Origin of the sequence: Bacteroides sp. D2 (genome assembly GCF_025147085.1) — a bacterium.
Lineage (GTDB): Bacteria > Bacteroidota > Bacteroidia > Bacteroidales > Bacteroidaceae > Bacteroides.
Genome location: NZ_CP102261.1, coordinates 5,224,858 through 5,247,037, shown reverse-complemented (window position 1 = coordinate 5,247,037; position 22,180 = coordinate 5,224,858). Strand labels below are relative to the sequence as shown.

General features: G+C 41.6%; 28 protein-coding genes. 22 read left to right on the top strand and 6 right to left on the bottom strand.

The genetic code is table 11. The features are described 5' to 3' along the window. Window position 1: 1 nt before the first annotated feature. The 3 genes from NQ505_RS19550 (at window position 2) to NQ505_RS19540 (ending at window position 9,015) form a co-directional block, all read left to right on the top strand. Window positions 2–6,790 carry a CotH kinase family protein gene (locus tag NQ505_RS19550; RefSeq protein WP_008998346.1) on the top strand — a complete coding sequence of 2,263 codons (6,789 nt, stop codon included), beginning with the start codon at window positions 2–4 and terminating at the stop codon, window positions 6,788–6,790. A gap of 433 nt (window positions 6,791–7,223) precedes the next feature. After that, the gene (locus NQ505_RS19545) at window positions 7,224–8,519 is read left to right on the top strand and encodes a reverse transcriptase domain-containing protein (RefSeq protein ID WP_008998345.1); all 1,296 of its coding nucleotides are present in this window, start codon (window positions 7,224–7,226) and stop codon (window positions 8,517–8,519) included. Between the two features lies 1 nt (window position 8,520). Then, on the top strand, window positions 8,521–9,015 hold the full coding sequence (locus NQ505_RS19540; protein WP_007760657.1) for a hypothetical protein: 495 nt from the start codon (window positions 8,521–8,523) through the stop codon (window positions 9,013–9,015). A 48-nt stretch (window positions 9,016–9,063) separates the two neighbouring features. Here NQ505_RS19540 and NQ505_RS19535 read toward each other — a convergent pair whose 3' ends face one another. From NQ505_RS19535 to NQ505_RS19520, 4 genes are all read right to left on the bottom strand, one after another. Further along, window positions 9,064–10,209, bottom strand: coding sequence for a site-specific integrase (locus NQ505_RS19535; RefSeq protein ID WP_004303351.1), 1,146 nt, complete (start codon window positions 10,207–10,209; stop codon window positions 9,064–9,066). 343 nt (window positions 10,210–10,552) lie between these two features. Continuing rightward, window positions 10,553–10,912, bottom strand: coding sequence for a hypothetical protein (locus tag NQ505_RS19530; protein WP_032853354.1), 360 nt, complete (start codon window positions 10,910–10,912; stop codon window positions 10,553–10,555). A 19-nt stretch (window positions 10,913–10,931) separates the two neighbouring features. After that, window positions 10,932–11,450, bottom strand: a complete 519-nt coding sequence (locus tag NQ505_RS19525) for a hypothetical protein (protein WP_008998343.1) — start codon at window positions 11,448–11,450, stop codon at window positions 10,932–10,934. A 12-nt stretch (window positions 11,451–11,462) separates the two neighbouring features. Next, window positions 11,463–12,110 (bottom strand): helix-turn-helix transcriptional regulator, encoded by a 648-nt coding sequence (locus NQ505_RS19520; protein WP_008998342.1) that lies wholly within the window; start codon window positions 12,108–12,110, stop codon window positions 11,463–11,465. Between the two features lie 71 nt (window positions 12,111–12,181). On the opposite strand from NQ505_RS19520, the gene NQ505_RS19515 reads away from it, so the two are divergent. Continuing rightward, entirely contained in the window at window positions 12,182–12,349 is a 168-nt protein-coding gene (locus tag NQ505_RS19515; protein WP_008998341.1) for a hypothetical protein, read from the top strand. On the opposite strand, the gene NQ505_RS19510 is transcribed toward NQ505_RS19515, so the two are convergent. Continuing rightward, complete coding sequence (locus NQ505_RS19510) at window positions 12,338–12,667, bottom strand: hypothetical protein (protein ID WP_008998340.1); 330 nt, start codon at window positions 12,665–12,667, stop codon at window positions 12,338–12,340. The genes NQ505_RS19515 and NQ505_RS19510 overlap by 12 nt on opposite strands. An 860-nt stretch (window positions 12,668–13,527) precedes the next feature. Continuing rightward, window positions 13,528–13,935, bottom strand: a complete 408-nt coding sequence (locus NQ505_RS19505) for a hypothetical protein (RefSeq protein WP_008998338.1) — start codon at window positions 13,933–13,935, stop codon at window positions 13,528–13,530. Window positions 13,936–14,075: 140 nt separating this feature from the next. Here NQ505_RS19505 and NQ505_RS19500 point away from each other — a divergent pair, with 140 nt between their 5' ends. The 18 genes from NQ505_RS19500 to NQ505_RS19415 all read left to right on the top strand — a co-directional run bounded on the left by NQ505_RS19500 (window position 14,076) and on the right by NQ505_RS19415 (window position 22,179). Beyond that, window positions 14,076–14,294, top strand: a complete 219-nt coding sequence (locus NQ505_RS19500; protein WP_008998337.1) for a hypothetical protein — start codon at window positions 14,076–14,078, stop codon at window positions 14,292–14,294. Further along, a complete protein-coding gene (locus NQ505_RS19495) occupies window positions 14,291–14,515 on the top strand; it encodes a hypothetical protein (RefSeq protein ID WP_008998336.1) in 225 nt (74 codons plus the stop codon). Before NQ505_RS19500 ends, NQ505_RS19495 begins: the two co-directional genes overlap by 4 nt. Window positions 14,516–14,518: 3 nt before the next feature. Further along, complete coding sequence (locus NQ505_RS19490) at window positions 14,519–14,866, top strand: hypothetical protein (protein ID WP_008998335.1); 348 nt, start codon at window positions 14,519–14,521, stop codon at window positions 14,864–14,866. Further along, window positions 14,835–15,254, top strand: a complete 420-nt coding sequence (locus NQ505_RS19485) for a recombination protein NinG (protein ID WP_032853352.1) — start codon at window positions 14,835–14,837, stop codon at window positions 15,252–15,254. Before NQ505_RS19490 ends, NQ505_RS19485 begins: the two co-directional genes overlap by 32 nt. 189 nt (window positions 15,255–15,443) lie before the next feature. Then, a complete protein-coding gene (locus NQ505_RS19480) occupies window positions 15,444–15,671 on the top strand; it encodes a hypothetical protein (RefSeq protein WP_008998333.1) in 228 nt (75 codons plus the stop codon). A gap of 123 nt (window positions 15,672–15,794) precedes the next feature. After that, the gene (locus tag NQ505_RS19475; RefSeq protein ID WP_008998332.1) at window positions 15,795–16,004 is read left to right on the top strand and encodes a hypothetical protein; all 210 of its coding nucleotides are present in this window, start codon (window positions 15,795–15,797) and stop codon (window positions 16,002–16,004) included. A 2-nt stretch (window positions 16,005–16,006) separates the two neighbouring features. Beyond that, the gene (locus NQ505_RS19470; RefSeq protein ID WP_008998331.1) at window positions 16,007–16,693 is read left to right on the top strand and encodes a DUF6291 domain-containing protein; all 687 of its coding nucleotides are present in this window, start codon (window positions 16,007–16,009) and stop codon (window positions 16,691–16,693) included. Beyond that, window positions 16,690–18,060, top strand: coding sequence for a replicative DNA helicase (locus NQ505_RS19465; protein WP_008998330.1), 1,371 nt, complete (start codon window positions 16,690–16,692; stop codon window positions 18,058–18,060). The genes NQ505_RS19470 and NQ505_RS19465 overlap by 4 nt, the downstream gene beginning before the upstream one ends. 10 nt (window positions 18,061–18,070) lie before the next feature. After that, complete coding sequence (locus tag NQ505_RS19460; protein WP_032853350.1) at window positions 18,071–18,355, top strand: DUF3127 domain-containing protein; 285 nt, start codon at window positions 18,071–18,073, stop codon at window positions 18,353–18,355. Window positions 18,356–18,415: 60 nt separating this feature from the next. Further along, complete coding sequence (locus NQ505_RS19455; RefSeq protein ID WP_232292989.1) at window positions 18,416–18,718, top strand: hypothetical protein; 303 nt, start codon at window positions 18,416–18,418, stop codon at window positions 18,716–18,718. A 20-nt stretch (window positions 18,719–18,738) separates the two neighbouring features. Beyond that, a complete protein-coding gene (locus tag NQ505_RS19450) occupies window positions 18,739–19,653 on the top strand; it encodes a hypothetical protein (protein ID WP_008998327.1) in 915 nt (304 codons plus the stop codon). A 49-nt stretch (window positions 19,654–19,702) separates the two neighbouring features. Then, on the top strand, window positions 19,703–19,861 hold the full coding sequence (locus NQ505_RS19445; RefSeq protein WP_157179063.1) for a hypothetical protein: 159 nt from the start codon (window positions 19,703–19,705) through the stop codon (window positions 19,859–19,861). Between the two features lie 34 nt (window positions 19,862–19,895). Then, window positions 19,896–20,366: a hypothetical protein gene (locus NQ505_RS19440; RefSeq protein ID WP_198286881.1), complete on the top strand. Its 471-nt coding sequence runs from the start codon at window positions 19,896–19,898 to the stop codon at window positions 20,364–20,366. A 17-nt stretch (window positions 20,367–20,383) separates the two neighbouring features. Next, window positions 20,384–20,869, top strand: a complete 486-nt coding sequence (locus tag NQ505_RS19435) for a class I SAM-dependent methyltransferase (RefSeq protein WP_032853403.1) — start codon at window positions 20,384–20,386, stop codon at window positions 20,867–20,869. An 11-nt stretch (window positions 20,870–20,880) separates the two neighbouring features. Next, window positions 20,881–21,114, top strand: coding sequence for a hypothetical protein (locus tag NQ505_RS19430; protein WP_008998324.1), 234 nt, complete (start codon window positions 20,881–20,883; stop codon window positions 21,112–21,114). 36 nt (window positions 21,115–21,150) lie between these two features. Continuing rightward, entirely contained in the window at window positions 21,151–21,489 is a 339-nt protein-coding gene (locus NQ505_RS19425) for a hypothetical protein (RefSeq protein WP_032853402.1), read from the top strand. A gap of 2 nt (window positions 21,490–21,491) precedes the next feature. Beyond that, on the top strand, window positions 21,492–21,986 hold the full coding sequence (locus NQ505_RS19420) for a hypothetical protein (RefSeq protein WP_008998322.1): 495 nt from the start codon (window positions 21,492–21,494) through the stop codon (window positions 21,984–21,986). After that, complete coding sequence (locus tag NQ505_RS19415; protein WP_008998321.1) at window positions 21,979–22,179, top strand: hypothetical protein; 201 nt, start codon at window positions 21,979–21,981, stop codon at window positions 22,177–22,179. The genes NQ505_RS19420 and NQ505_RS19415 overlap by 8 nt, the downstream gene beginning before the upstream one ends. Window position 22,180 lies beyond the last annotated feature (1 nt).

The window sequence follows — 22,180 nt, the reverse complement described above, 5'->3', positions numbered from 1 at the left end:
TATGGCAACACAGGAGTATATCGATGATCTTATTATAGTCATTGAAACCGCGGAAGACGCGGGAAGCGTTACTAACCAAATGGTGGCGGCGGTTCTTGACTTTTTAAACGTAAACCTGAAAAAGGTTTCCCAGGGTGAGGAAGTCCTGGAAGAGGAAGCCGCACGCATTGCCGCCGATGCTGCATTACAGAAGGCTATAGACGCCGTATCTTTACGTATCGACCGGCTTGTCGGTAATAATGCCTCCCAGGCAATCGACAACTTTAACGAAATTCTTAATTTTCTGAACGGGCTTAAAGATAGTGATTCGCTTGCCGCATTGCTGGCTGATATTAACGCCCGTATTGGCAGCGAAGACGGTTCACAGAGCGAAGACGGTTCTCTTTGGGGAAAGCTGAAAAGTTTATCCCAGGATATTTCCAGTTGTTCCGAGGACATAAGCACGTTGCAGGTAGACCGTGACAAAATAAAACAGGAGTTGCAGCAGACGGCCGGACTCCAGGTTTCAACCTTTACCAACGTGAACAACTTTTTGAACGCCGGTACCGTCTATAGTGACCTGTCGGGAGTGTTTACAGCATTGAAAACGGCGGATAAGATTAACAATGTCCGGAAAAACGGCGTGATCCTTTCGTTCCTTACTGCCGACGGCTGGGTGACGAAGCAATTTAGAGGTAATCCGGACGCGGATTTTGAAAATGTCGAAAAGTGGGAGGATTTCGGCAGCGGCGGTTCGGCCGGCGGGAATACTTATAACGTAACCGGTAACATGCCACTAACGGAAGGTTTCTATACTCTTGCTTCCGCCATTGCCGCGGTACCGGACAAGTGGCGCGACCGGGGGCGTGTTATCACCTTTGAAACATCGCTCGGTAAATGGGAGACGTGGCAATTTACCGGAACCGATCCGGCTGTCTGGGATCAGGAGGCGAGCTGGGAAGAGTTCGGCGGCAAAGGAACGGTAAAGAGTGTAACGGTAAACGGCGAGAAGCAGACGCCGGACGCGGCCGGTAATGTGAATGTAAACGTGGATATCCTGGAAGTGGACGAAACTTTGTCCTTAGATTCCACCAATCCGGTAGAAAACAAGGTTGTAACCGCCCGTTTTAACGAGGTGGACGCTTCCACGTTGTTCAATGTAAATGCGGAGGTAAGCGAGGATGAAACATCCGTCCGTCTGTCTTTCCAGAATAAAAGCGGTGCGGAAATTACCGCTGTAGATATCCCGGCCGGTTCCGGTGGAGGTTCCGGCGAAACGGTGGCTACTAAAATTGTATTAAATGCGGCTGTAGATAACACCATAATCAAGGAAGGCGGAAACGCCCGTCTTACTTATACGTACGATCACCAGTACACCACGGGGGACGAAAAAGGGGAATCCACCGGGCAAAAGGCAGATATAACCGTTACGATCAGGCGTGGAACAACTACCATGTATTCCCAAACAGTCAGCGATGTTTCTAAAGGTAGTTACGAACTGGACCTTTCAAGTTACTTGCTTGTGGGAAACACGGATATTTACGTAGTGGCAACCACTACCGATCCGACTACCGGCAAGAAACAAACCCGACAGGCATTTACATCCGTAAAGGTTGTCAGCCTTTCCCTTACCAGCTCTTATAATCTGGCCGGGGCCATAGCCGCTGGCGGTTATACGCTGGCCGATACGATTAATATTCCTTATGCCGTCAACGGTTCCGGAACAAAGGTCGTCACGCTTTATCTGAACGGCCAGCAACAGAACGCGCACACCATTACAAGATCGGGAACGACAAACGGCAGTTTCAGTTTGTCCCCTTCTTCGCTTGTAACCGGTCGGAATACCGTTCAAATGGTTGCCGAAATGGAGGCTTCCGCCGATCTTGTGTTAAAATCCGAAAGTATCTACATTGATATCCTGAAATCCGGAGGATCGGCACCGTTCATCGGCACGATGATAAGTTTTCCGGACGGTCGTATTTTTACGGAGGATCATCTTGTTCCGCGCCTGGAAGCGGGGCAGTACGAACAGGTAAAATTTGACTTTGTGGCTTATGATCCCGCCGCGACGCCGGCCAAAGTGGACGTTTACCGGGACGGGGTGAAAACGCAGTCTGTCAGTGTGGCGCGTACTACGCAAACATATACCAACCGTTTTACCCAGCAGGGTGAAATCAATATGAAATTTAAGACGGGAGCCACGGAATACCCGTTTTATATCGACGTGACGGAAAGCGGGATCGACTTGCAGGAAACTACCGCCGGGCTTGTACTGAAACTTTCAGCAGCCGGGCGGAGTAACAGTGAATCCGATCCGGGAGCCTGGGATTATGGCGACATACATACAACGTTTGCAGGTTTCGACTGGAACAGCAACGGCTGGACGGGTGACGCCCTGAAACTTACGGGAGGCGCGAAGATTGAAATCGGGTACCAGCCGTTCTCCACAGATGCGACCACTACCGGGGCTACCTATGAAATGGAAATTCTTTGTTCATCGGTAACGGACCGGCAGGGAGTGATACTGGACTGTATGGCCGGCGATATCGGTTTCCAGATGACAACGGAGCAGGCCCTTATGCGTGTTTCCGGCGGTACGGAAGTAAGTACAAAGTTTGCAAGTGATATGAACCTGAAAATAGCCTTTATTGTCGGGTCCAAGGCTGGCAAACGGTTGCTGGAACTTTATGTAAACGGAATCCGTTGCGGGGCTGTGCAGTATGGGTCTACCGAAGGACTACTGCAGGCGGAACCGGTAAACATCCGTTTGTTCAGTGATACGGCGGATGTGGAGATCAGGAATTTCCGTATTTATAACCGTGCGCTTACGGATGATGAAGAATTAAATAATTACATGGTAGACCGTACTACGTCGGACGAAATGGTCCTGTTATTTGAAAAAAACGATGTTACGGGGGACAACGGTACGGATATCGACATAGACAAGTTACGCGCCCAGGGAAAGGCGGTTATGCGAATTGTCGGCGATGTGAACCTTGTCAACGCCACCAATAACAAGAAATTCGAGGTACCGGTCGATATCTATTTTTATAGCCCGTACGGTAAGGAGTATGATTTTGTAGCAAGGAATATCGGTCTAAGAATACAGGGTACATCATCCACCACTTATCCGCGTAAGAATTACCGTCTTTATTTCTTGCGCCTGGAAAAATACGGTACCACGCTGGAAGTTAACGGCGTGGATGTGCCGTCTCTTGAATACAGTTTCAAACCGGGAGCACGGCCGATCAGTATATTCTGTTTGAAAGCGGACTTTTCCGATTCTTCCGGTACACATAATACCGGTGCGGTGCGTATTGTGAACGACGTTTGGAAGAAGTGCAGGTGGCTGACACCGCCGCAGGCTGCATATAAGGGGGAATATGACGTACGTATAGGCGTAGACGGTTTCCCTATGGACCTGTTTTATGACAACGACGGCACCGGTGCGAATACTTATCTGGGAAAATACAATTTCAATAATGAGAAGTCGGAAAGTGCGATTATTTACGGTTTTGAAGGAATTGAAGGATTCAACGACGAAGCGGCCCTGAACGGGCAGCGTAACAAATGTATCTGCCTGGAGTTCTTGAATAACTCCGAGGCCCTTTGCTTGTTCGGGACTACCGATATGTCTTCTTTTGATGATGCGCTGGAATTTCGTTTCAAGGCAGATACTACCTGGGCGGATGCACACGAGGACGACAAGGCGGCAGTTACAAGGCTTTGGAACTGGATCGATTCATGTAAGGATGATCCCGCCAAGTTCCTGGCGGAATATAACCAGTATTTCGGTAATGACAGCCCGTTTGCATGGTATCTGATTACCGATTATTTTATGGCCGTGGATAACCGGGCAAAAAACATGATGCTGGCGACTTGGGATTCTCTGATCTGGTATTTCCTTCCTTACGATATGGACACATTGTTCGGTGTGCGTAATGATTCGGTATTGAAATACGAATATACCATTACCCACGAAAGTTTTGACGATAGTATCGGTAGTTATGCTTTTGCCGGTCATGATTCCGTTTTATGGGAACTGGTACGGTCTTGTCCGGACAAATTGCGGGAAGTGGCGGAAACCTTGCGTAGTAATATGAGCCTTGAATATGTCCTGCAAGTATTTAACGAGGAACAAATGGGTAACTGGTGCGAGCGGATTTATAACAAGGATTCGGAATATAAATATATCCTTCCGCTTACCGAGGGGGTGACAACCAGCAGCGGAACCAGTTATTATAATTATCTGTATGCCTTGCAGGGAAGCCGTTATGCGCACCGTACTTATACCATTCAGAACCGTTTCGCCCTTTTGGATAGTCAGTATGTAGCCGGTACTTACCGTCGTGACAGCTTTGCGGCTTATTTCGGGTACAAGTTCGGCAGCGATAACCGGAAAATTCGGATTACGGCCTCCGAACGGTACTATTACGGGTACGGTTACACGTCCGGAACACCGCACCAAAGTGCGGTACTTGCAGAAACGGCCGGGGCTGTGGTGGAACTGACAATGGACACGGATTTAATAGTAAACGATCCGCAATATTTCTACGGTGCAAGCCGTATTCGCGGGCTTGATCTGACGGATGTAAGCCACGCCATTGTCGGCACGTTGAACCTGAACAACTGTACGGCCTTGCGTGAACTGAATGTTAGCTGTGAGGCCGGACAGATGACACTTAACGCCCTTCTGGTGGGTAATTGCCGTAACCTTCGAAAACTCGACATTTCCGGGCTTAAATCCTCTTCCTTTACCGGTATGGACCTTTCAAGCAATACCAAACTTGAAACCTTTCTGGCCGGTGATACATCCCTTACCGGTGTGACATTCGCCGGCGGTGCGCCTCTGGCCGTTTGCGTCCTTCCCGGAACTTTACAGACGCTCGAACTCCGATACCTGAGCAAACTAACCAATGCAGGGCTGCAGCTGGAAGGTACGGCAAATATCACGCGCCTTGTGATTGATAACTGTAGCCTGATCGACTGGAACACGTTGTTACAGCAATGCAGTGCGACCAGCTATCTACGAATTACCGGTATAGATATGGACGGGAACGGTAATTTGCTTCGCAGGCTTATGACAATGGGCGGCGTTGATGAAGACGGGGGAAACGTGCAGACGTGCCGCCTGGTAGGTACGTACCGGCTCACCCAGTCCATGTCGGATGAAGAGTACGCCGCCACTTGTGCACATTTCCCGGAACTGAATATCATTCAGCCGCAGTTTGTCGGCATAAAAATAGATCAGACGGTAGGAGACGGGGAAAAGATTACGAATCTGGATAACTCTACCGGATATGACTATAATACTGAATTTACCCCGTCTTCCCATATATTGGAAGTGTTGTCGAAAAGACGTTGTATTCTGGCTAAAAAGACGGCGGAGGGTGAAATGACCTGTTATCCGCTTCATGATGAGAACCGGAATAAATACGGGGATAGTGACAGCGTGGAGAACGCCACGGATGCAGTATTAACCGGATCGGAAGGTGAAGTTTACGTATATGAGCCTCATTACTGGTACAAGGGAGTAACGGACGTGCTGAATCAGTGTCTTTACGGTTTTATTTCAAGCAATGAGGATGCGCCGGCAGCGGCAGGGTACACCAGTGTAAGATTTACCCGTGAGAAACTGGACGTAACGGAAGGGATTGGGATTCGTAAGAATACGGATTACACGACCATTGAAGAGGCGAAGAATGAATACGAATCCGGATCGTTCGCCCTGGTGGACGTCCGGAATTACAAGCAGGTTCGTTTTCCCGGTTTTGCTTCTACTCTTTACGGGGCTGTATTTGTAGATGATGCTGGGAAAATAGTAAGTCGGATCAGCGTTTCAAATGCGAACGGTTTTATCAATGGTATGTACCTGTTTTGTGCCGTTCCTGTAGGAGCTACGAAACTGGCCTTTACTTTCCTTAATTCGGCGGCCTTCGATTTCGTTTTACTCACAACGTCGGAAAGTGTGGAAGCGATCGAGCCGGACTGGGTAGAACATACGGAATGCCTGGGAGGTGCTTATGAAGCTTACTTGATTGATGATGTATTGCGTTCTGTCAGTGGTGTTTCAAGTGTAGGAACCATTTCACAGAGCCAGGCAATCAAATACGCCCAGAACAGGGGCAAGGGTTTCCAGCTGTTCGACTGGGAGATGCACAAGGATGTGGGTAATCTGCATTTCTTTAAATACGGTAATACCGATTCGCAGGTAGTTTGCGGATATGGAACAAGTAATTACCAGAAAGTGACGGGCCTTACAAATGCACTGGGGATGCGTGATACGGTTTCTTATTATAAGGAAAAAGGCGGTTCCAATCCACAGGCGGAAGGTGCTTACCGGGACGGTGTAAATTATCAGTCCGTCAATGTACTGGGATATGAAAATTTCCAGGGAAACAAGGCGGAATGGTTGCAGTATGTCACAGTAAACAAGACGGCGGCGGACGGAAGGTGGTTTATTACCATGCCGGACGGAACGGAACGCATTGTACAGGGAATTACTGTTTATAACGCGGATATTTATCCTACCCACATGGTTTGGGGCCGGTATATGGATTTGATTGCAGCTAAAGAAGGCGGTTCCACTTCCTCACATTGGTTCGATAGGTTCTATGTGGGTACCGGTCTTTCTCGTGTGGTGTATCGGTCGAACAACTACGCGTACGCGTTGGGCGGTGTTTCGTCTGCGGCCGCGGTTCTCGATTCATCGAGCACGTCTGCGAGCATCGGTGTTCGGCTTGCCTTCAGGGGCATAATACGCTGGGCGGGCAGCGTCGCGGCCTTTAAAGCCATAAATCAGGCAGATTAAGAGAAAAAACAGCAACGTAAAACGTTGTGCGGGTAGCGCGGGCGTCCGGAAAGTAAGACGGGCGCCGGTACTTCCGAAAAGTACAAAGGCGGATTTCCTCATATACACTCGTGTGGTGTATCGGTCGAACAACAACGCGAACGCGTTAGGCGGTGTTTCGTATGCGAACGCGAATAACGATTCATCGAACACGAATGCGAACATCGGTGTTCGGCTTGCAAACAATTAGAATAAAGAAAAAGCGCATAAGCCTTAAAAATTGGCGTACAACAGTGGGAACGTGTTCCCGGCGTGGAGCCAAGAGGAATGAGCCTCGCCAACAGCAGCCGTTTACGGTTGGAAAGGGGAAAAATAAAGCGCAGGGCAATGGGGTTTGGTAGGAAGTTTTTTCGAAGAAGCCCGGCCCGGGGAATTGAAGGCTGATTTAATTATCATGTGGAGAGAAGATAATATTATAGAAGAGATTGTCGAGGACGCCAATATAGAGGACGCCATAAAAACGGTATTGCGCAAAAGAAGACGAAAGCGCAGCTTTGCCGGGCGTCGAATACTGGCGGATGTCCCGAAGGCGGTAGAGAGGATCAGGCAGCGGATCAGGAGCGGGCGGTTCAAGCTCGGAGGATATCGGGAAATGACCGTAGACGACGGGCCGAAAGTAAGGATCGTACAATCGGTTTCCCTGGAGGACAGGATCGTTCTTAACGCTGTTATGAATGTGGTGGACCGGCATTTGAAAGTACGTTTTATCCGGACTACTTCCGCATCCATTAAAAACAGGGGAACGCATGACCTTTTACAGTATATCGTTAAAGATATAAAGGATGATCCCGAAGGAACCCTGTTCGGGTACCAGTTCGATATAACGAAATTCTATGAGAGCGTAGACCAGGACGTTTTGCTGGATGCAGTGAAAAGGATGTTCAAGGATAAAATATTGATCGGAATCCTGGAAGAGTGCATCCGCATGATGCCTAAAGGCGTAAGTATCGGGCTAAGATCATCACAGGGGCTTTGTAATTTGCTTCTATCCATTTACCTGGATCACCGGTTAAAGGATCAGGAGGCGGTAGCATATTATTACCGGTATTGTGACGATGGTCTGGTGCTTTCCGGTAGTAAGAAATACCTTTGGAAGGTTAGGGATATCATTCATGAACAGACCCGGAAAGCCCGCCTGGAGATTAAAAGCAATGATACCGTTTTCCCGATCACCGAAGGTATCGACTTTCTGGGATATGTAACCCGCCCGGATCATGTACGGTTAAGGAAGCGTAACAAACAGAAGTTCGCCCGCAAGATGCACAAGATTAAAAGCAAGAAACGCAGGCAGGAGTTAACCGCCTCATTTTACGGGCTTACAAAACATGCCGATTGCAAGAACTTATTTTATAAACTAACAGGAAAGAAAATGAAAAAATTAAAAGATCTGGGCTACAAGTACAAGCCTAAAGACGGACGGAAACGATTTACCGGGGCAAGGATCAAGTCGCCCGAACTGATGAACAAGGATGTGATCGTACTTGATTATGAAAAGGACGTTCCGACGAAAAACGGAAACCGGACTGTTATAAAGCTGGAACTCGACGGCAAGGAGAGAAAGTATTTTACCAGCCTGGAGGAAACCCTTTTCATTTGTGAATCAGCGGCAAGAGACGGAGAACTGCCTTTTGAAGCACATTGCGAAGGTGAAGTAAGTGAAAAAGGATTGATAATTATACATTTTACTTGAAATGATACGGATTTATGCAGACAGCAAGGCGGAACCGGTAAGATGCACCAACCGCCGCCGGGGAATCTGGCGTATTACGTGGGATTACCAGGAAACAGAGACACCCGAAGGAGTGCAACGTAGTTACATGGAAGAGACGTTCGATCATCTACCCGCACTGGCAGAAATCAAGGCGGTTATTAATGAATGGTATAACCGGAAGATAACCGACACGATCGAAAGCGGGTACGTATGGAACGGCCTGAAAGTCTGGCTTTCCATGGAGAACCAGATGAATTATAAGACGGCGTACGATCTTGCCTTGCAGACAGGCGGGGAAAACCTTCCTGTTACTTTCAAGCTCGGGGAAGAAGACAACCCGACGTTTTACGAGTTTGCAAGTATGCAGCAACTACAAGAGTTTTACACCGGTGCCGTGAAACATATACAGGAGACACAAAAGGAAGGCTGGGCACTTAAAAAGGCGATAGACTGGAGCGTTTATACGTTGGAGTAGAAAAGCGAAGGGGGAAGCGGGAAACACGTTTCCCCTTCACTCTTTTAGTTATAACATATCATCAAAGGCGTGTATTCCCGCTTCGCGTTCATCTTCCAGAGCATGTGCGTAAACCATTGTCATAGTTATAGAACTATGTCCCAAAAGGTGGGATAGCGTTACGATATCATGTGTTTTCTTATAATACAAGGTAGCGAATGTATGCCGCCCGGTCTTTGAACTGATATCCTTTGTTATTCCTACTTTACCGGCTATTGTTTTCAATACCCGGTTTATATCCTGATCCGTGGGAAGGTTCATAAACAAGTTACCTTTTGTACGTCCGGCCCGGTAATATTCATAAATATAACGTGCCGGGTCCGATAAGGGTACAGTTACCGGTATTTTGGTCTTACCTCGTGTGTAGTGTAGTTCATTCCCTATGAACTGGTTTATCTGCAATGCTTTTGCATCGCCTATATGCAAAGAAGTAAAACAAAGAAACAGAAAAAAACGGAGTACGTTCTGGGTACATTCTTCCAGGCGGCCGGACCGGTACAAGGCGGTCAGACGGAGGAGTTCTTCTTCCGTCAGGTATATAACTTCACTTTTGGGGCGACGTATCTTTATGGCCGCGAACGGGTCCTGGTCCATATAACCGCCGCGTATGGCGGCACCTACATATATTTTGATAGTAGCCATGTTACGCCATGCCGTAGAATCCATGTTACCTATTTTGCGAAGATATGCAAAGAAAGACAGGAGAAATTCATGGGTAATCTCTGAAAATACAAGGCCGGGGGCGAATGTTTCCAGTTTCTTGATGATAGAAACGTGATGTTTCCAGGTACCGAAAGAAATTGTTTTGCTAATTTGTTTGAGGTAAACCCGTGCAAAATCAAAGAAAGTACCAAAATCCGAAGGATTGTTGTACTGGCGGAAGAAACTTTCTTTTGTCAGCGTCTCATTTTTAAGACGGGCACGAACAAATATGTCGCTTACACGTGACCGGATGTTTGAGATGATTAAATTTTTGTCTTTACTCTCTTTGTCCCGGCCTTTTATCACTTCGTTTTGCTCGTCCCATTCTTTGGACGTGACACTTAACCTTACCGCGATCCTTATTTTCTCGCGGTTGATATAAAATTCCACATACAGGGGGAGCCGGTCGGTTTTGCCTTTTTTGCCTTGTCTTACAACTCTTATTGCCGTCATTTTTATATGCCTATTTTATGCCTGTAGAGGGGATATGCCTACAAATATGCCTACACAGGCAAGTTATTAAAAGTTAAACGGGGCGAAAGTAAAACGTTTAATATCAGCTATTTAAAAGAAAAATCCGATAACATTTAACTGTTACCGGATGTTAATAGTGATTCCGAAGCGATTCGAACGCTTGACCCACGCCTTAGAAGTTTGCACTTTAACTAATACGTTTTCCTGTCGAATTTGCTTAATTATCAGCTGATTATAATCAATTTGTGACTATCATTTTTCTTTCTTTGATACTGTTCTTTCTACCGTTACAGTGTCTTGGTTAATAATTACATTTGATTTATTACTCTTTTGAAATCTTAAGCATAGACATATCTAATTTTTCTATACCTAATAATTGCAATTCGCTATCGTATTCTTTGCTGAATTTTTCTTGCATAGTATCAATCTTTTTATCATTTTGATAGAGAATGGCGTATATAAATGATTCTTCCTTGGAAATTTGTTCAAACAATAGAAGTTTTGCTTTATCTTTTTCTCCAGATAATATTAATGCGTAAAACTTAGCTTGAAAATCTTTGTCTTTCAGAATAATACTCTTACGAATGGCTGATATATTACTCGCCATTGTAAAGAAGACGATAATCATTATTAACTGAATTATTGCTACTGCAATAATGATTGGTGTAATTGATGTTTCCATGATATTATAATTAAATATTTTATAATTCTACGTTATATGGCTTATTCCTTTTTGCAACGAGGTTTTTATCCGTTTCAACGCATACTTCACCATACATTCCCGAACCATTCCATGCTAGATAACCATAAGCATGAACTCGTTTTTGTTCTCCTTCATTGATAATATAAGAATGTTGTTTTTTGTTTCCTCCAGGTAAGAAACCCAAATGGACTCCAGTGTCATTATATATTGCTATCGCGTATTGGTCGTGTTCATTGTCGGTTTGCGCAATAGCATAACCGTTGAACTTTCCAACCATAGTAATTGGAAGATCCCTGTAGTATGCGCCAGCAATTGAGAATTTATTGTATCCTTTACGTGCTGATAGGCCGATGCATTTATCTCCAAAGTAATACTTTTGCGATTCTGTTAATTCGTTTTGTTGCGATATATGCTTTTGAGCCTTTAATAATGCTTCCTTTTCATACTGCCAATCACCTTTCAAAATAATAACTGCAATTATCATAAAAAGAAATAGTCCTATTAGAATCCACCCCATATCTTGGAATTTTTACATCTCCATTATACTAACTACCCCAACAACTAAACTCATAGAGAGAATATCTTCTTTGGGTACTGAAAAATCCGAATATTCCGGATTGTATGATACGCAACGAATCTTATCACCGTCTTCATATACTCTCTTTATAACAAATCCCTGTGTAGTATCCAATACATGTACCTTTCCCCATTGGATAAAGCGAGATTGATCAATATGCCGGCAGGCTATTTCATCTCCAGATTCAAACCGGGGCGACATGCTATCGCCTTTAATGAACATCGTGAAGTCATAAGACGGTATTTGATGTATTAATGGCATTTGCTCACATTGCTCTAAAGTTACTCCGATAGAGTCACCTGATAAAGAACCAGCAGCAGCGGTGAGAGGAACACGTGGCCGAGTTTGTTCCTTTCCATACTCCATAGGAGCTTTCGCAATTATATTAGTGTGGGATGATTTAAGTATTTCTCCATTACCAGTAATGAGCCAGTCAAGATTTAAATCAGGACAAGCTATAGCTATTTTTTCTATAGAATTTGCGCTAAATCCTGACTTTTGGGATATAGCTCCTCTTGATAGCCCAGAAGATTCTTCAAAAGAGGTTTGCCCAATTCCTTTTATCTTTAAGTATTCTATAAATCGTTCTTTAGTTGTCATATTTGTTTTTACTGTTATTTTAAAGTATATTTGTATCGAATTAGTTTATTAACCATTAAAAACTTATTGTTATGTCAGATGAAGAAATCCGATTAGAGGTTGCTAAACTTGCAATTCAGTGTTTCATTGGGTGCAATGGCAACCGGAATTTCAACGATTTTAGCGCTAACGCTGCTATTCTTTATGACTACATCAAGTTTGGTAAATTGCCAAAAGATGCTGTTAAATCAAAGGAATAGTTGTATTATTCCAGCAATAGCTGCTATTATGGCGGCTATTGCTCCAATTTTAACCAATTGATCTCTTCTGGCTTCTCCTGTAAAGCAGCCTCTTCGCGCGAACAGCATTCCCTTTTCTGATAACTGAAACCAGGTCCAGCCGTAAGCAGAGTCTAAAACAGCCGAACCTGTCTTTCCGTAAATATCAAGCACGAGCATTACATCGTCTGATATATAACTCTTATCGAATTCTTTAAGCACTTCTTCTAATTCAATAGTCCCGCCTTTTTTGTGGGCATATAAAATTAATTCTTCAGCTTTCCTTTCGCAGCTATTCATGATGTATTAGTTAATTAAAGTTTAAATACTGATATTTTAAAGTGAAATATTTGTTTTACTTTAAAATATCAGTAATCTTTGCATTCGTAATTCAGTTCACATAAAACGAGCGGATACAAAAAGGGCTGTTAGAGAAGCGTCCCTATTCCTATCGCTGTTTATTTAGTTGTTTGCAAAGATAGGCAGTCCTTTTCAATTATCCAATGATATGTGAATGTTTTACGACACAATTAAAAAGGTTTCGTGGCTGTTACCGAAAAAAGACATTGGACAAAGCTCTATTTGAGTAACTATCTAACAGCCACAATAGGATAGTGAAAGGATAGAGCTTTCTTCTTTTAGGAGGAAGAAAAGGTATGAAGACAATAGAAGCTTATCAGTGTGACTACTGTAAAAAGTACAGTAAATCGAAATCGGTAATGAAAAAGCATGAATCTAAATGCTTCCATAATCCGAAAGCAAAGGCATGTGATACATGTGGCAACTGCTATCAAATCCTCTGCAAAGTTAGAAATGAGATCTCTCCATTTAATTATGATAGAAATGTGTATAGCTATAAATCGGTATGTAAAGCAGGAATAAATCTTTCTGAACTGAAAGATGGAAGTCTTACTATCAGATTATGTGATAACTGCGAATATTGGATCGAAAAGGAGGAAGAAAAAAGTACACAGAGCATTAGGCGTATTGAAATATCAATATACCATGAAACAGAAAGCAGAGATGACGGGAAAGCAAAAGGACTGTTATCCGTATCCAGGTCTATTACATCAGATGGAAAAGAAGTTTATAAGGATAAAATGAGTCCTAAGATGTATATAGCATCAAAGGACCCAATAAGAAATTTGGAATGTTTTCTTTTAGGACTTGAAGAGTCCAAGGACGGCCGCAATATTGGCAGCAATAGTAGAAAGCGAGGCAGCTTTTTCGCACAGATTTGGAGAAAGCTGTTTTGCAAGAAAATCCAATTCATCACTTAGTTTCTGAATATTGGCTTTTAAGATTTCTTCTTGAGCAGCAAAACCTCCATGACTGTAGAAATCATGAGCTTTGGCTCTTAGTCGGAAAATAATAGTTCCTCCTAAGCATTTGGTCTGTTGAAGTAGCCCCATTTCCTCAAATTGGTCATATATAGCTTCAACTATATCAGAGGAGGTATCAAATTCTTTAGCGCAAGAATGAATATCATTTTGAACATTCATGCTTTCAACAGATAATAAATCAGCTAAAAGATCATCTTTTAGTTTAGGAGTAATGAGAGTAATCATAAGTATAAAATTTTAAATGTGACATACAAAAGTAATAATAATAAGGGCACGTCATCTATTCTTTATGATGATTTTTAAATGTGACAATTTACTTTTCTCTTTTAGAGACGTGCCCTTGAAAATAAAATGGAGAACTAATCATGGATAGACTACAGGAAATTATGATGGCTGCTGAAAACGTAACGTTCAGTAAAAATCAGTCCTCGGCTTTGGTTGGAGGGAGAAGAAGGCTGGAGAGATTGGCCGCTGAAAAAAAAATCGCTTTCATAAAGACTACCGACAAAAAGAATGGCCGGTGGGAATGTAAAGGTTCTGATGTATTACGTTATGCTATACCTCAAAATTACACTCGAGCATGAATAGAGTCATCAAGCACTTGCTAACAATAGTTGTAGCAGTAGTGACAATAGCAGGATGCATCTATGCCGGGAGAACGGAGTATAATGATGATGTATTATCCGGCATGAGCGCAGAGAAGTATCAGTACATACATGACAGTCTAGGTTGTCGTGCCTCTCAAGAAGATGTAGTCAAAGAATACATCACTAATCAAAAATATTATGATTCAAAAAAATATTAGATCATGAGTAAACAATCTTTCAACATTCCCAATGGAAGCAATTATGTTTCAGTTGAGGCTACCGACAATAAACTGATTATCTCTTTTTCAAAAGAGAATTCCAATATGTTTTTCTGTCAAGAGAGTGAACATATAGAAGAAACTCCTCTTATTGGCCATTTATCAATATTTTGGGACTTTAGTCCTTCAGATGCGATTATTTCCAAGGTGGCTGATATTGATTATTCAGATTGTACATATAAGGCTAAAAATGGGGTATGGTACCGGCATGCTGTCCGTTTTCGCAGTGAAGAACAATACTCCAAAATTCTCCAATCGAATGTTGCAAAAGTCGAAGCCAAGAAAGAATAGCCTTATGGTTAAGCTAGACATAGTGTTTAGCAAGTTCATCCGATTACGTGATGTGAGAAAAGACGGTACTTTCACCTGTATATCATGTAATAGAATACTTCCATACGATCAAGCGGATTGTGGACATTACATCAATAGAAAACATATGGCCACACGGTTCAATGAGAAGAACTGCAATGCTCAATGTCGTTCATGTAATCGATTTGACGAAGGTAATCTGCAGGGATATCGACGTGGGCTAATCTCCAAGTATGGTGAATCTGTTGTGCTCATGCTAGAGTCTATGAAGAATCAGATGAACAAGATATCTGATTTTGAGTATAAAGCAATGATTGACTATTATCGTAAGGAGATCAAACGCTTGATAAAAGAAAAAAATATAGATTGATGTTATGCCGGAATTATGCAAAACGGATATACGAGCAATTGACCGATTACTATGTCAATGCTCCAGAGAAATAGAGAAGCGTACATCTCCTTGTTCTCCAGCCCGTGACTTGATACGTAGATGCAATAAGATTCGTAAAAAGATTCATCGCATAGTTCCTAATAAGTAACATATGGAACTATTTGAATTATGAAAGTCATATATGTGTATTTAATCTTTCGAAAGAAAGGCTATGCTTTTGGTTCATTGAGTGCTGTCTTTGATTATTTGGATGAAGAAGAAGTAGGAATAAAGAAGACTACATTACTTCATCGCTCTGATGCAGGTACAATAACAACCCAAAGAGCCATTATATCTAAACTAACCTTATTGAGGAGTAAGAAATGTCATGGTAAAGAAGATAGAGACAAAAATTAAATGTGATTGCCGCACTTGTAAGCGTGCTGGTCCAGAAAAGAACTTCATGGTATATTGCCCTATTTGGGGGTGTAAGAGATCTATTGGAATTCGATTATGCTCACACTTTATAAGTAAATGATTATGGATAAGAATGATTATAAATGGTTGAAAGTAGAGGGTGAACCATTGATTTTATATGGAAACAAGTCCGTACAAGCCAAGGTTTCTGCATGTGGATGCAACGGATGTAGTTACAATAAAAGGCAAGGTGCTAAGAAATGTACATTGAGCCAATTCTGCATGGGCCATTTACGTCCTGATAGAATTCCTGTTGTCTTTGTAGTGTATTGATTATGGAAAGAGAGTCATTTGTTTTTTATAAAAGCTGGTTGGAAGCAATCAAGAATTTGCCGAGAGAGATGCAGGGAGAAGTGCTCACGGCCATAATTGAGTATGGTCTATATGGAGAAACAACTGAATCACTAAAGCCAATTACGAACGCCATGCTAGCTATGGTTATACCTCAAATAAATGCGAATAATAGAAAGTTTGAGAATGGTTTGAAGGGAGGTAGGCCCCCAAAAGGGAACCAAGATGAATCCAATTCAAAACCAAACAATAACCAAACAATAACCAAATCGGAACCAAAGAATAACCAAAATCAAACCACCAAAGAACCATCGCAAAACCAAATGGAAACCAAAGTGGAACCTAATGTATATGATAATGATAATGTAAATGATAATAAGAAAGAATCCGCTAACGCGGATAAGAAAGAAGACGAGCCTTACGGCTCCACACTCTCTCCTAAATTTTTAAGTTTTCAGGCTTGGATAAAGGATAATGCTCCTTATTGTGCCAATCCCAAGAACATGAATCAGATAACGGAGAAGGAACTTGATAGATTAATGGAAACCTATACAGAAAAGCAAATTGCTGATGTTATTTCCCAAATAGAAAATAGAAAAGATAAGCGTAAGCAATACTCTAGCCTGTATAGGACTGTACTAAATTGGATTAAAACCGAGAAACAACAATGAAACGAAATGAAAGAATAGCATTTTACGATCTGGATGAAGAACGCCTAGTACTTGGAACGTTATTGAATGACCCCGATAAGCTTGTAGAAGTCAGTAGTATTTTGGATGAGGCATGTTTTTATCATGACTTTCATAAACAGATATTTAAGATTATAAAAGAGCTGGATAAGAAAGGCAAGAAATTTGATTTCATGGTAGTAAAACGTGAGCTAAGGGGGAGAATGAATGAAGAGAAGGATACTCCTTTGTTTTTTGAAATCGTGGGTCAAAGAGTTTATACGAACCTGTACGAGCATGCTGCTATACTGAAAGACGCTAGTGCCAGGCGTCAGATTGAAGACAATCTCAAAAATGCATTAAGTTTGATACCATGTGTTACAGAGGATCCTTTCGAGATTATAGAAAAAGTAAGAAATGCTCTGGATGGTATATATTCAGATCAGACTTCTGGTGTGATAACTTTGCGTGAAGCCCTTGAAGGAGCCTACAAAATAATTCAGAATAATATAAATGATCCTGATGCTTCTTCAGGTACTCCTACCGGATTTCGTGAACTTGATAGAAAGGGGATATTAAAGCCTGGTTATTTGACAGTGATAGCAGCCGACAGTTCACAGGGCAAGACTTCTCTAGCAACTAGCTTCTGTGTAAATGCAGCTATAGCAGGTGCAAAACAGGCGTTTTACACAATGGAAATGTCGCCGGTTGAGTTGTCACAGCGTATATTGAGTAAAACAAGCGGAGTGAATGGAGTACGTATAGCAAGTGCGCAATTGACAGCAGAGGAATTCTCCATGGTAGATAAAGGACTTGCGCCTATTTACAATCTTCCTCTTTATTTCGATGGAAAAAGCACATCTACGATTGATTCAATAATATCCAGTATAAGGATGATGAAAAAACGATATGATATAGATGGAGCTATTGTCGATTATTTACAGATCCTTTCTGCAAATAGTAATAGCGGTTCAGGAGACGAAATGCAACTAGGCATCTTTGCGCGGAGATTGAAAAATATAGCAAAAGATCTTGGAATATGGATACTAGCCTTATCTCAATTAAGTCGTGATAAAGTCGATGTAGCCCCGTCTATAAGTCGAATACGTGGAAGCGGACAGATAACAGAAGCTGCAGATGTTGTTCTGCTTTTATATCGCCCAGAGCATTACGGAAGGGACAAAAAGTACCCGGAACCTTTTTCTAATGTATCAACAGAAAATACAGCAATGATTGACATAGCTAAGGGGCGTAGTATTGGGACATGGAAATTCATATGCGGATTCAATGCAGAAACTACACAGTTTTATGATTTATTGGATATTCCACATATTAATCCGTCAGCCTCATCCGAAGAAAAACCTTTTTAAATATATAACAATGAAATGTGAAACAGAAGGCAAAATATTGGTAGAATTGCCAGCTACCAGCGGAATATCTAAAAATGGGAAAGAGTGGGAGAAGAGGGAATTTGTTATAGAAACCAACGAAAGGTATCACAGTAAAATGCGCTTTGCTATGTATAGTTTCGATGGACCTATAGAAAATCCTCCTAGAATTGGAGATACAGTAAAAGTTGCTTTTACTGTTGAGGCTAGAGAATATAAAAATAACTGGTATAACGAAGTAAAAGCCCATCGTATCGAACTAGTAACTAGTAAATAGATAAGGAATAATATGAGACCAAAGCAAGATTTAATAAATATAGCCATAAATGATGGAAGTATGGATAGAATGAATATGTTGTTATCAGCCACCCATCTCTTGAACTGTGAAGCGAATAACTTGATAGAGGAGGCATCTGATGTAATGATCGCCAAAGGATTATTACTAGGTAACCTTAAAAAACTCCATAATGACTTTGTCAAGTGCGCAGACCGGTATTTTAATGAGTTCGCCTCATTAGTTACTACTGATAAATGTAAAATGGATATGTTTGATGATTTGCAGGGATTTGATGAGTCATTTAGAAAGTGGGCAAAAGTCCCTATTGAATGGTATCCTCGAATATTGGACGAGAATAAATAACTTTCAAAAAACAATCAGTAATGAACATCGGATTAATCGACGTTGACGGTCATAACTTTCCAAATTTCGCTCTTATGCGTGCCTCTGCATATTATAAAACGAAAGGTGATCGAGTAGAATGGGCTACACCTTTCAACATATACGACAAGGTGATGGCAAGTAAGGTGTTTACTTTCACTCCGGATTTCAACTATCTGACATTGCAGGCTGATGTAATCGAAAAAGGTGGTACCGGGTATAATATTGCAAGCAGACTTCCTGAAGCAGTGGAGAACAGTTCATTGATGGACTACTCCATTTATCCCCAATATCCTTTTTCCATACAGTTTTTTAGCAGGGGATGTATTCGGAAATGCCCATTTTGTCTGGTTCGGGAAAAAGAGGGCTACATCCGGTCCGTCCACCCTGTAGACCTGAATCCCAAGGGAGAATGGATAGAAGTATTAGACAACAACTTTTTTGCGAACCCGGAATGGAAAAATGCCGTAAGCTATCTTTTGAAAACTGGACAATCTATAAAGTTACATGGCGTAGATGTTTGCATAATGGACGAAGAACAGGCTTATTATCTGAATAAGTTGAAGATGAAACAAAATATTCACATAGCTTGGGACTTACCCCAAATAGATTTGACTGATCGGCTGAAAGAAATGATCAAGTATGTGAAACCTTATAAGATTACTTGCTATGTTTTGGTCGGTTTCAATTCTACCATTGAGCAGGATTTGTTTCGGCTTAACACATTGAAGAGTTTAGGCATTACTCCGTTTGTTCAACCCTACCGGGATTTCACGAATAAAAGAAAGCCTAAACAATATGAGTTAGACCTTGCAAGGTGGGCAAATAAAATGTGGCTGTTTAAGTCATTTGACTTTGTAGATTTTTCGCCTCGTAAGGGATTTAGATGCGATTATTATTTAAAACAATTAGCGTAAAACCAGTATAAACTTGAACCTAACGCTGTATAGGCAAGCGTAGCAAATTATGAAATACGGAATTTTAGATTTGATAGACGAGTCTCTGAGTGAACTTTCAAACAGAGAACAACGAAACCTGCTCAAAGAATTATCCAGTGAAATCGATTCACGACTTCAAGATGTTGGCGAAGAAAAGGATGATAAAGACGAATTCGAGGAAGAATAACAACATTGCCATACGGCAGTTGAAAATCTGCCGTATGGCTCAATACAGAATAAAAATGAATATACAAGAGATAAGAAATAGATACGCTAAAATGGTATCAACCATTGAAGATGATGGAATATACGATGGTCGGGGAACATTTGATTTGTATCAGTGTGAAAAGTGTTCCCGTGAGAAAATAACTACCTACGCCGATAAAGGTGTAACTCCTTTTATTATTAGGTGTGATTGCGGAGGTAATATGCAGCATACAAAGACTTTTAAGTCTGTTCCAGATTACATTCGAGTATTCAAATGGAAAAGACCGACTCTCGAACAGACAATTAAGTTATCTGATGGGCAAATCGAACATATTCTTAATGGGGGATTAGTATTAGATACTGATATATACACGCCTTCAAGTGAATCAGTAAAGAAGTCGTTAGAAAAGATACCTAAGTTTATTCCACCTCTTACAAGGCAACAGCGAAGAAAAATGGAACGTGAATCTAAAAAGAAGAAATAACTCAATACAAAATGAATATGAGTGAAACGAAAATCATATTAGATGCCTGTTGTGGTAGCCGAATGTTTTGGTTCGACAAGGAAAATCCTTTGACCTTGTTTGCTGACATTAGAGATGAAGAGCATACTCTTTGCGACGGTCGAAATCTGAAAGTTCATCCGGATATTGTATCTGACTTTACCGATATGCCATTCTTGGATGAATCCTTTAAGCTGGTAGTATTTGACCCTCCCCATCTTCTAAAGGTTGGCGAAAATAGTTGGTTGGCTAAGAAGTACGGCAAACTTCCTGAAGATTGGTCAAGGGTGATAAAAAAAGGAGTAGATGAATGTTTCCGGGTACTTGAAGACTACGGAGTTCTGATTTTCAAATGGAACGAGGATCAGATAACAGTCAGGGAAGTATTAGATGCCATCGAACGGAATCCATTGTTTGTCCATACTACTGGAAGACATGGTAAGACCATGTGGATGTGCTTTATGAAACTACCAATTAACGAATAACAAGAATAGATATGAGCATAAAGATAAGTAAAGAGGCGTATGAGAAACTAATTAAGGAAGATTTTGACTTTCTCAATGAACATTGTCCGGAGAGCTTGGAATTAGATCATATTAAAGCAATTATTCGCAGTTCCATCGACTGGAATTATCCGAAAAAGGCTAAGAGCATGTGCCTTAAAGATAAAACAAAGGTTTGCAATTTATGCCATGAGTGCGATGTAGACGTGCTGAATCCGAGCTATTAATTGATGTATAAAAAAGAATTGAAAGGAGAAATAATTATGCCAACAGTACTAAGAGAAACCTATCCAACAGCCAAGAAAGAGCATATATGTGAATTTTGTGCCTGCAAGATACAGCCGGGACAAAAGTATGTCCGTCAGACAAATGTTTATGATAGGACTTTGTATGATTTCGTCACACATCAAGAATGTAATGAATTAGCTCATGAATTGATGATGTACGATGATTATGATGATAGTGGGCTAGATGGAGAATCTTTTCGTTCTCAATTGTATTCATACATATATGACAAGCACATAGAGGATATTTATACTAATTGGAAGTTTAATAGATATGAGATAGTGAAAAAGGTATTGAAAGAACTTAAAAACGAATAACTATGGGATTTACAACACCTGCGTTTATTAGACGCAATACACCGGAGCTTCGGAAGAAGTTGGAGGAGTTGGGATATGTCAAAAATTCCCCAATATGGACGGATAATTGCAGTATAATATGGGCTTATCAATATCCAGAAAAAAGATTCGATGCTCCTAATTATGTAATTGCAGACTCTTTTGATATTCCTTTTGATAAACATAGTCGCTTATGTGGGAAATTTATTGACTGCGGAACAAATGAAGAACTTTTCTTGGCAATAGCCGCATTGAGGGATGATACAAACGAAAATCAATGGTTCATAGCAGATTCACCGCTTAGCGTTTCTTATGATGATGCTGTGGGTAACGACCATTATTTCACAGAACCCAAAGGCAGTATGTTCTTTTGGGATGAAAATTGGAATCATGCCACTATTATTTCAGGAAGTTACCACAAGGCTACTGTAGAAGAGCTAATCGAACACTTTAAAGAAAAGGAGGTGAATCATGAATAGCGTACAGACACAAACCTTTTCTATCAGAGGGAATGATGATGCTATGGCATATATTGATTTTTGTGATGGAGATTTATGTGTTTCTGTTGTGGTAGATGGCAAACAGGCAGATTTTCACTTTGAGCCTGTTACTTTGAAGATGTTTGCCTATGCTTATAAGTTGCATTGTGAAGAATTAAAAAAGGAGGAATAAA